Below are 10508 nucleotides of genomic sequence, written 5' to 3' on the forward strand. Positions count from 1 at the left end.
CTCGCGGACCAAGGCGCCCCGGCAACCGCCAGCTACATAGGGAGCGCGTCTGCCGGGGCGCCGATCACGCTGGAACTGGCCGGATTTTGTGCTGCCCTCTGGCAGGAAATCGCACCGCCGTTGACACAAGGACATGCGACATGCCGACGAGCCACCCCCAACAGAACGACCGCTTCCAGCGGCGCCCAATGGTTGAGCAGATGACCGGCCTCTCCCGGTCCTCCATCTACGCCAAGATGGACCCGCGCAGCCCGCACCATGACCCTGATTTCCCGAAGCCGGTTCGGCTCGGCAAGCGCGCGGTCGCGTGGCGCGAAAGCGACATTCTCGCCTGGATGAACGGCCGTCAAAGCACGGGTGTTTAGGTGGCCGTCCTGAATCCGTTGCTCCAGGTCTCTCCGTTCGCCAGCGATGGCGGCGAACTGATTGGCCGCGACCCGCGCGAGATCCCGGCCGTTAACTGGATCGGTCACCCCCTGCTGATCGGCCTCAAGGCCATCCGGTCGAAATGCCTCGATTGCGCCATGGACGCGAAAGAGGTGCGCAAATGCTCCCGGACCGATTGCCCGCTCTGGCCTCTGCGCATGGGCACTGTGCCGAAAGGGTTCAATCTGGCGCGTCAGGGCGCCGGAATTTCCGGACCCGCCTGCACAAGTGTCGCCACACCCGACGCTGTCGAGGCTGACGAAAATCCCGCCTGTGCGGCCGTAAACGATGGGGAGCGCGCGATATGACGGACGCTTCTTCCATCACCCGCACACTCGGCGGCAATTGGCATGGCCGCTACGGCACCGCGCCTTGCCCCGTCTGCCAGCCGGAAGGCCGGAAGGACCAGGATGCCCTGACGCTTGCCGATGGCGGCAACGGGCGGCTGCTGGCCCATTGCAAGAAGTCCGGCTGCGCCTTCGCGGACATCCTGGCCGCCGCGGGCATCGTCCCCGGCAGCTATGCACGCCCGGACCCGGCTGTCATCGCGCAGCGCGAGGCTGAGCAGCGGGCCGAGGCCGAGAAACGCCGGCGGCAGGCCCTCGCCCTGTGGCGGGAGGCCCGGCCCATCGGCGGCACGGTCGCGGAGCGCTACCTGCGGGGCCGCGGCATCACCTGCGACCTGCCCGAGACCTTGCGCTTCCATCCGGCCTGCTGGCACGCCAGCGCCCGGATGTTGCCGGCGATGATTGCACGCGTCGATGGCGCTGACAGGTTCGCAGTCCATCGCACCTACCTGCGCGCCGATGGCGGCGGCAAGGCCGGTGTGTCGCCCGACAAGGCCATGCTCGGCAGCGTCAAGGGAGGCGCCGTGCGGTTTGCCGAGGGCGCCGGTCCACTGGTTGTCGCCGAGGGCATCGAGACCGCGCTCAGCCTGCGCTGCGGCCTGTTGCCGGCGGCGGGACCGGTCTGGGCGGCGTTGAGCGCCAGCGGGATGGCGGCGCTTCGGCTGCCAGACACTGCGGGCGCCCTCGTTGTCGCGGTCGATGGAGAGGATGCAGGCCGGATGGCCGGCCGGAGGGTTGCCAGGCGCGCCACTGCCGCGGGATGGAGTGTTCACATCGCCGATCCAGGTGACGGCCTCGACTTCAACGACCTCCTGCAAGAGGAGGCGGCGTGATGGCTTTAGCGATCAGACCCTTCGAGATGACCGCGGAGGAGGCAAGCCAGGCGGAAGCGGACTCTGCGAACCCGCCTCCGCGCGGCTTCAGTCTCCGGCCCGATGGCATCCATTACGAAGTGGAGAAGGACGGCGAGAGTGAATGGCGCTGGCTCTGCTCGCCCATCCGCGTGCTGGCCCTGCCACGTGGCGCTGATGGCAAGGGCTGGGGACGGCTGGTCGAGATTGTCGATCCGGATGGCAATCGGCACCGCTGGGCGATGCCGGCAGAACTCTTCGCCGGCGACGGCACCGAACTCAGGCGGGAATGCATGAGGCTCGGTCTCCGTCTCAGCACCTCGCGAAATGCCCGCGCGGTCTTCTCGGATCTGCTTCAGACCTGGACACCGGAGGTCCGCGCGACCACCGCCGAGCGGCTGGGGTGGGCAGACGAGACCTGCTCCGCCTTCGTGCTCGGGTCCGGCCGCGTGATCGGAGATGACAACGTCGTCTTTCAGTCCGAACATGCGCCCGGAGCGGCGGCCGAGATGCGGTGCTCCGGGACACTGGAACAATGGCGGGATAGCGTGGGCGCAGCCTGCACTGGCAATCCCCTGATGATTGTCGCCGTCTCGCTGGCCTTCGCCGGGGCTCTGCTGGAACCGCTGCAGACCGAAGGTGGCGGTCTGCATCTGCGCGGAGCATCCTCACGCGGCAAGTCCACCATCCTGCGAGCGGCGGTTTCGGTCTGGGGCTCCCCGAGGTTCCTTCAGTCCTGGCGGGCGACATCGAACGGGTTGGAAGGCACGGCCGCGGCCTGCAATGGAAGCCTGATCGCGCTGGACGAGATGGGCGAGATCTCGGCACGCGAGGCCGGAGCCACCGCCTACATGCTGGCGAACGGCCAGGGCAAGGCACGTGCAACGCGGGCGGGAACAGCCCGACCGGCGGCCCGGTGGCGCACCGCCATCCTGTCGAGTGGTGAAATCCGGCTGGCCGACAAGCTGGCGGAGGCAGGGCAGCGCGTGCGTGCCGGACAGGAGGTTCGGCTGCTGGACATCCAGGCGGACGGCCGGCTCTACGGCGCCTTTGACATCCTGCACGACCACGCCGATGCGGCCGCCTTCTCGGAAGCGGTGACCCGCATGGCGGCGGCGGCCTATGGCACGGCCGGACCGGCATTCGTCGAACGTCTTGTCGTCGACATGGAGGAAGCCACCCGGCAGAGCCGCGCTTTTGCCTCGGGGTTCAAGGATCATGCCATGCAACGGTTCGATCTTGTCTCCGAGGGCCAGACCAGCCGTGCGCTTGCCCGGCTCGGCCTGATCGCGGCGGCGGGCGAACTCGCCACTGCCTGGGGCATCAGCGGCTGGCCAGCGGGATCGGCACGTGACGCGGCCCTCGACGTATTCGGGCTCTGGCTTGCTGGCCGCGGTGGTGCGGGACCTACGGAGGCGCGCGAGGCGTTGCAGCGCCTGCGTGCGTTCATCTCGGCCCATGGGATATCGCGGTTCGAAGATCTCGATGAAGAAGATGCGCGGCCCGTTCTCAACCGCGCGGGCTGGCGCTCCGGCACGACCTACTACATCAGCGCCGATGCCTGGCGCGACATCCATTCCGGTGCCGACACCGTTGATGCCGCGCGCCACGTGCGGGATGCCGGCTACCTCGCCCCGGGCGATGGCAACAACCTTGCCCAGCGAGCACCGCGATCGGTGCCAAACCGACCCCGCGTCTACGTGGTCAGCGGCGAGATCCTGGGAGCGGGAGATGACTGAGCAGGCTCAATTCCGCTCGGACCGGTCGGACCACTCGGACCGCTTTGACATCGTTCGTCTAATCCGGTCCGACCCCGCCCCCATGCGCTCGGACCAGTCGGACCGCGGTCCGAGCGGTCTGACCTCCCTTGGAGCCAGTCGGACCGGAATATGCCAATCAGAACAATGCGGTCCGAGTGGTCCGAGCGGTCCGACCGCGGATCAGGACGATGGCGTTGCCCGGACCCCCGAGGCGATCGAGGCCATTTGGGACGCGGCGGCCGAACGCACCCGGAAATCCGAGGGCGAACGTCCGGATCTCGAACGGCAACCGGAAGAACGCCATCCCGGCGTTGCGACTGACAGTCGGCCGCGCACCTGGACAGGCCGCGTCGTCTCGCTCGAAGCCTGGCGGCGGCTGTCGGAGTGGGAGCGCCATGGGCCGAACGGCCGGCTCTGGAATGGGATGACACGGAAATGGGAGACAGTGGAATGACGAAAACCAGGAAACCCAAGGGCAACGAGTCAATTACCGTTGATCCCAATGATCCGGAGGACCGGAAGGGCAAACTCAAGGAATTCGGTGGGTCGCTGTCCGACAACTGGAACAGCATGCTCACTAACCAGGTGGCCGGGTCGCTCTGGATGAGCAACGCGGACGCGGCAGACCGTGACCGATTGGCGAGTTCCATGGTGGCGGGATTGCGCGGGATCGCACCGAGGGACGAGTTGGAGGGCATGATGGCAGCGCAACTCCTCGCCGCCCACAACGCCGCCATGGAGTGCTACCGCCGCGCCATGATCGGCGAGCAGACCTTCGAGGGGCGCAAGGAAAACCTGAACCAGGCGAACAAGCTCTCCCGCACCTGGGCGACGCTGCTCGACGCGCTGAACAAGCATCGCGGCAAGGGGCAGCAGAAGGTTACGGTCGAGCATGTCCACGTCCACGCCGGCGGACAGGCCGTGGTCGGCACCGTCGAACGACCGGGGGGAGGGGATCACAGCAAGATCGAGGAACAACCCCATGCAAAGCAGATTGCCCATGCACCTGAGCCCCCGCTGTGGGGCGAAGACCCGGTCCGGGAGCCCGTGCCGGTCTCCCGCGATGGCGAACGGCCGCTGCCGAATGCACGGGGGAAGATCTCCGGGCGCCCCGATCGGGAATGACAATGCGCGCAAGAATGGCCTCTACGCCGCCGACGCCATCGCCGAGCGGCGGGCTCTGTCTGCTCTTCTCCGCTCGATGCGTTCCCTCATCGAAGAAGTCGACGAGGGTCGGTAGCGACTGAGATCGAAAGAGATGTCCGCTTCCTGCGCAAAGTCGACTTTGGCCTTCTCTTGCTACATCGCACGTGCAGCATCCATTCTAACGTCGGGTACGGCCCCAAGCGGACTTTCGTTGCCAGTCCGACCCACAAGTCCGTCTGCAGTGCCAAGGCCCATTCCTCAGTGGATTGTCTCGGCGACCTGAAGGATTTCCACGGGTGGAAAAAAACCAAGCTTTCGGGCGACATCCATGTTCACGACGTAAGCGTAATCCGTCACCTGAGCGATCGGCAATTCACTCGGCTTTTTCTGGTCACGGAGGATTCGCAGCACCTGTTCTGCCGCCACGCGCCCCACGTCATGCGCCTTTGCGGCAATGGAGACCAGCGCGTGGTTCTCGCGCACGAGTTCCTCGTATGGGCTAAGAACCGGCAGTCCATTTTCGACGGCTGAACTGGTGAAAACCTCCGCGTGAATACGTAGATAGGAACTCGAGCCAAGGTAGATGAAATCGACACCGGCCTCGGCCAACGCCTTCATCCGTTCCGGGATGAGTGCAGGGTCCGGAGCGTCTGGATTGCCGGGATCGATTTCGATGGCGGTAAAATCGTAGCCGAGTTCCTTGGACAGCGCGCGATGCTCTTCGACCTTAATCAGAGAGTTCCGCTCGTTGCCGTTGTAAAGTATCCCCAAATGCCTGAAGTCAGGCTTGATGCTCCGAATCGTGCGAATGTTCACGGCCTCCGGAACCCGGTTGTAGGTGCCTGCGACATGTGACCTTCCGCTGCCTTCGAAGCGCTCGGCGATCCCCGTTCCGAAGGGATCGGCCACATACCAGAAGACCGCGGGAATGCCCTCGATGTGAGTGCCCTTCCCATCATCCGCCTTTCGCCCGACGATACCCAACGTCACACTTGTGCCATAGGTCGCCACAAGGTCGGCTTTCAGGGACCTCGCCTCCTCGATGAACCCTGGAAACTTCGACTTGTCTTGCTCGGAAAGCCGCAGGATCACCTCCGCGTCGAACCCGCTGTTTTCGATCGTTTCGATGAATCCCTGACATGAGTGTTCGCATTCATGTTCCCAAGTGACCACGTAGATCTTTTTTGTCTCGGCGGCGGCCACGGTCGCGATGCAAGCCGTGATCAGCGCCAGAACAGATAAAATGCGCGGCATCTCAAGGGCCTCCCAACCTATGTAGCCGACCAGGAAAGGTCAGAATTGTTCTAGTTTGTTTCGAACGAGTAAAGACCAGCCGCCCTCGACGATCAACAGCAGCGCCGAACCGGCCAACATAAGGAAGCCAATCATCACGGCGAGTGCGGTGTAGCCAAAGGTCGAAGCGAGCAACGCGCCGGTGACGAGGCCGAGAATCGCCGCCAACCGCTCGATCAGTCGAACCGCCGCAAGGCCCGTGCCGCGGCTCTCGGGATGTCCGCTGGACTCGGCGATCCTTATGACCTGCGCATAGAGCGTGGCATCGCTCAGTGCGTAGCCGAAACCGAAAAGCGCGATCACAACGAACATCGCCCAGAAACCGCTCCAGAGCGCAAGCGATGCCAGCGCCAATCCTGAGAGCATCGTGCCAGCGATGAGTAGCGGCGCATAGCCGAAGCGCCGGTCGGCAAATCGCGCGATCGCGGGCCCCGTGATCACGGGCACAAGGTAAAACACCATCATAACCCGTCCGATGTCTGCCAGCCGCGCGCCTGCGGCTTCCAGCATCAGCGGTGTCAGATACCAAACGAAAACTGACATGCCGATGTTCATTGTGGCCGCTGAACCGACGACAAGGGCAACAAATCGCGGGTTAAGAAGAATGGCTTTTCTGCTAGCGGTTCCGCGCCCTGCTTGGCGGCTTTCACCGCGCGTCGGAACACGCCGCGACATCGTCAGCGCGCCGAGAAGGCCAGACAAGAGGACGAGACCGGCGCCGACGAAGAAGGTCGGGCCTTCGCCTATCCGGTCGGCCAGAACTCCGCCCAAGGCCGTGCCAGCAAACGCGCCACCGAGAATGACAAAGAGGTAGCTGCCGATGGCCTGGGCATCTTCGCCCTTCGGCGCCGTGCGGATCGCGTATTCCTGGCACGCGATGGTCGCCGCCGCATAAACAAGCGCCATAGCTCCAAACCAGAAAGCAATCCACAGCGCCGATTGCCCGGCGCCGACCCCGATCATCGCGAGAGCCGTCAGCGGTATGCAGGACAGGAACAGCTTGCGCGGGCCCACCGCCTCCGCAAGCCAGCCGCTGAAGGGAGCAAGAAAGGCGATTGCCGCAAGATAGGCCAACAGCGGGGCGGTCGCGGCAAGGTCCGAGCTCATCCAATCCGGGGCGCCGGCATCTCGAGCATAGAGCGGCAGAAAGGCGCCACTGATCTCGGTCGCAACGGAGAAAATCAGCAGCGGCAAACGGACATCGACGAAATAGGCCTGCGGCAGGCGGGTCAGGTCGACCTGCCGAGACGTACGTTCGGCGAGATCAAGCGCGCGATCAGAGACACGCCGTGCAATTCGCCTTAAACCTCCCGAATCCGGCGCCGGAATGACATGGCGAAAGCTACCGGCGGCTTGCATGTGCAGTAGTGTCAGAATTCGGTCGAGCGGTTTGCCTAGTGCGCCCGCCATGACCGAGATTGTCAATTCGAAGGCCAAGAGGACCGAGATTAGCCCAACGACAAAGACATCGAGCATGACGTCCTGCAGGTGGGTGCGCACCAAGGCGGGATCGACCTCGATCCGGATCTCGCCGACGAGAATGTTTCGGGCCAGGATTGGAAGAGCAAAGACCGATTGCTGTTGCGATCCCACGGGGGTGAAACGTTCCGCGACGGACCTCGAAGTCGGTTCGGGTCGCTCGGCAAGGGCGAGGATGTTTCCATCCGAGGTTGTCAGCGAGATGCGTTGTACATCCTCGAACTCATCCATGATTTCGGTGATGTAGCGATCGACGCCAGAGACGGATTCCAGAGGAATGCCCGCCTCCATTGCGCGTTCAAAACCGTCGCGCATTGTTTCGGCTATAAGCTGTGACCGTCGGTCCAGTTCCGGCTGGATCGCGATGTCGAAAATTCGCAAGGAGCCGAACATCAGCGCAAGGAGCGAGACACAAACGTAGAGCGCAACCCAGAGGATAACTCTACGCGCAGCAACACGCCCAGGTTGATCCATCTGGCTCATGGACTGTTACCCGCCGGTTCCTGTCCCCGCATGGTCGCACGTTTCTGGCGGTAGCGGTCCTCTGACGTTTCAAGGAGTTCGCGAAATTCGGTGGTGTCCAGACCGAGAGCCTTGACGTTGTTTTCCGGCGCAGTCCTTTTCCCCAAGCCACGCCAGAACCCCATTTCGAAGGCGTCGAAACTCTCCAGAAACCCTTCGAATACCCGGACATGTTCCGCGAGGACACGCCGCAATATGAGCCAGCCGATCACGACCGACACCGCCAATACGCCGCCCGCGAGCAGAACGAGAAGTGTGGCCATGGCAAGCACCTGCACTTTCGCCTCGCGTTTTGAGTATTCAACGACTATCGACCCGGCATTGGCGCCGAATGAACTTCGGATAATTGTGCCAATCACGAAGCTTCCACGGGTCTCGACTTGCCACGCCACGCTGCCGTCGTCCGGCCGCCCGGCGAGCAGGGTGTCGAGCGGCAGCGTGCGGTCTGCAGCGACCTGTACGACGTTGTTCTGGGAATCGATCACATAGATGCCGAGAATCGAGTCGTCACTCAGCCGAGCGCGCTCTAGAATGGCGTTTGCATTGCGAACCGTCGATAGAGGCACGCCAATATCCGCGACAGCCTCGAAAGGATCACGGATCTTTTCAATCAGAACGACGAGCCGATCACGGATGAGGCCGGAGAGGATGGCGTTGTATTGCAGTGTAGCGAGACCAACAAATACGGTCAGCGTGACGAGATTGACTGCAATGATGGCGACGAGAACGCGCCAGATTAAAGCCATCGTTCCTCCCCAACGCATCGAATTCGGATCATGGTCACTTCATGGCAACCGTGTCGTATCAGCAGCATCGCGTCAAATGTTCAGTTTTACCCGGGTTGCTTCCCTCGAACGCGCTTCGATGCAGATGCGGGCGAGCAATCAACCGATTTTCTGCGGAACGTTGTAAGGTAATTCGGTGATTTGCCTTTCAGTCGGACATCAGCGCGAGATAATCTCGTGCCATCATCTTGCGGCTTGGGGACGCTGATTCCACATGCTTGAAATCGCCCAATCCCACGAGCCACGTAGCAGAATTCGCAGCCGAGGTTCGAGCGGGGTAGTGGCCAACAATTGGTATATTACGCTGCTGTTGTTCGCCTGCAGAGAAGGTCGGCTTTTTGCCCTTTCTAACCGCCGGTACGTGCGAACGTCCTGAGCCCTCGCGCTTGCAGCGAACGGCGGAAAAGTCGGCAAACCTGCCATTTGTGGCCTCGTTGGGCGAGACCTGGCGCTCCCTTGTCTTACAGGTCGGCTCCCTGCGCTGAGCTGCCGGTCATGACGCGTGAGTATTTCGCGTGTGCAGCATCATGGTCTGAACCGGAAGCCGCTATTCCTACCCGGAGCGGCGATTGGCCGTGAAGAGCCCCAAGCGAAAGTTCGGCACCCTCGCCTGCAAAGGGAAAGTGCCCGCATTTGAAGGCAACACTTACCCGTCAATTGAACGAGAAAAGGTGCTATCCTGCTGTCCGAGATCGTCGGATCATGGAGCTGGGCACATGAAGGACGGACGCACTCACTACGACGTGGTTGTGATCGGCGGGGGATGGGCCGGTATTGGCGTGAGCTACGCTTTGAAGGAAGCTGGCCTCAACCACATTGTGTTCGAGCGGTCGCGGATCTGTGAAACTTGGCGCACCCAAAGATGGTCTGCGTTCCGTATGAACACGCCGAATGTTCTGACGGTGATGCCGGGCGACAGTTACCAGGGAGACGACCCCGAGGGCTTCATGACATGCCAAGAATTCGTGGACATGGTCGAGGGTTTCGCCCGGCGCCATTCGCTTCCGGTCCGCACACGAACCGCGGTTCAGTCGGTTGAACGGCGAAACGGTGGTTTCGTTGTCGCCAGCGACGAAGGAACGATAACGGCTGATAATGTGGTGGCCGCAACCGGCAACCTAAATGTTCCGAGACGCCCTGTCGGAGCGGCTGGTCCTTCGCCGGAGATCAACCAAATGGATGGCTCGGACTATCGCGATACGCGCGCTCTGGCCGAAGGCGCGGTCTTGGTGGTCGGCTGCGGAAACTCCGGCGGCCAGATTGCCGAAGATATCGCGTTGGCTGGCCGGAAGGTATTTCTGTCCACCAGCAGAAATGGCCGGGTTCCCCGCAGATACCGTGGAAAGGACGTCATTCTGTGGCTGGTCGAAAATGGACAAATGGCGCAACCGCGGCCCCATGACGGTGGGCGCCCCCTGCTCGGTGCGACGCACACGATCTCGTTGCAATCTCTCAGCGCATTGGGGATCACGCTTCTGGGGCGTTTCGAGTCCGTGCTGCCGGACGGCACACTGACCTTCACTGACAGCCTTGCCGAGAGTGTGGAATATGGCGATGAAAATGCGCAGAGAGTTCGTGACGGAATAGATGCCTATATTGCAGAAAACGGAATTGACGCACCACCTGGCGCGCCGGATGCCGCCGAAACACTCGCGCCAGAACTGCCTGATCCGCCGATCCTACGACTCGATCCGCAGGCTGAAGGCATTTCGACCGTCATCTGGTCGACGGGATTTATTGGCGACTTCTCCTGGCTGAAAGTTCCGGGTGCACTCGACAATCGAGGACAGCCAATTGAAACGGGCTGCGTTTCGGTGCCTGGTGTATACTTCGCCGGTCTCGACTCCTCGGCGTCGCTGGCCGCCGGCACGATCCACGTCGTAGAGCAGGAGGCATACA

Annotated in this window: 9 protein-coding genes; 6 read left to right on the forward strand and 3 right to left on the reverse strand. The window is 62.7% G+C overall.

Annotated elements, in window-relative coordinates; translation table 11 throughout:
• Window positions 1–140 precede the first annotated feature (140 nt).
• The 5 genes from EU800_RS24990 (at window position 141) to EU800_RS29050 (ending at window position 4624) form a co-directional block, all read left to right on the forward strand.
• The gene (locus tag EU800_RS24990; protein WP_129636190.1) at window positions 141–365 is read left to right on the forward strand and encodes an AlpA family transcriptional regulator; all 225 of its coding nucleotides are present in this window, start codon (window positions 141–143) and stop codon (window positions 363–365) included.
• Window positions 366–734, forward strand: coding sequence for a hypothetical protein (locus EU800_RS24995; protein WP_129636191.1), 369 nt, complete (start codon window positions 366–368; stop codon window positions 732–734).
• On the forward strand, window positions 731–1606 hold the full coding sequence (locus EU800_RS25000) for a toprim domain-containing protein (protein ID WP_129636192.1): 876 nt from the start codon (window positions 731–733) through the stop codon (window positions 1604–1606). The genes EU800_RS24995 and EU800_RS25000 overlap by 4 nt, the downstream gene beginning before the upstream one ends.
• Window positions 1606–3363 carry a DUF927 domain-containing protein gene (locus EU800_RS25005; RefSeq protein WP_129636193.1) on the forward strand — a complete coding sequence of 586 codons (1758 nt, stop codon included), beginning with the start codon at window positions 1606–1608 and terminating at the stop codon, window positions 3361–3363. The genes EU800_RS25000 and EU800_RS25005 overlap by 1 nt, the downstream gene beginning before the upstream one ends.
• A gap of 1021 nt (window positions 3364–4384) precedes the next feature.
• Window positions 4385–4624 carry an HGGxSTG domain-containing protein gene (locus tag EU800_RS29050; RefSeq protein WP_305798596.1) on the forward strand — a complete coding sequence of 80 codons (240 nt, stop codon included), beginning with the start codon at window positions 4385–4387 and terminating at the stop codon, window positions 4622–4624.
• Between the two features lie 164 nt (window positions 4625–4788).
• Here EU800_RS29050 and EU800_RS25015 read toward each other — a convergent pair whose 3' ends face one another.
• The 3 genes from EU800_RS25015 to EU800_RS25025 all read right to left on the reverse strand — a co-directional run bounded on the left by EU800_RS25015 (window position 4789) and on the right by EU800_RS25025 (window position 8570).
• The gene (locus EU800_RS25015; protein ID WP_207210008.1) at window positions 4789–5733 is read right to left on the reverse strand and encodes an ABC transporter substrate-binding protein; all 945 of its coding nucleotides are present in this window, start codon (window positions 5731–5733) and stop codon (window positions 4789–4791) included.
• 90 nt (window positions 5734–5823) lie between these two features.
• The gene (locus EU800_RS25020) at window positions 5824–7785 is read right to left on the reverse strand and encodes an MFS transporter (RefSeq protein WP_129636196.1); all 1962 of its coding nucleotides are present in this window, start codon (window positions 7783–7785) and stop codon (window positions 5824–5826) included.
• Complete coding sequence (locus EU800_RS25025) at window positions 7782–8570, reverse strand: hypothetical protein (RefSeq protein WP_129636197.1); 789 nt, start codon at window positions 8568–8570, stop codon at window positions 7782–7784. The genes EU800_RS25020 and EU800_RS25025 overlap by 4 nt, the downstream gene beginning before the upstream one ends.
• 755 nt (window positions 8571–9325) lie before the next feature.
• On the opposite strand from EU800_RS25025, the gene EU800_RS25030 reads away from it, so the two are divergent.
• On the forward strand, window positions 9326–10508 hold a 1183-nt coding region (locus tag EU800_RS25030), incomplete at its 3' end, for an NAD(P)/FAD-dependent oxidoreductase (RefSeq protein WP_129636198.1).

Source organism: Tropicimonas sp. IMCC6043, assembly GCF_004146235.1.
In the GTDB taxonomy this organism is placed as follows: domain Bacteria; phylum Pseudomonadota; class Alphaproteobacteria; order Rhodobacterales; family Rhodobacteraceae; genus Tropicimonas.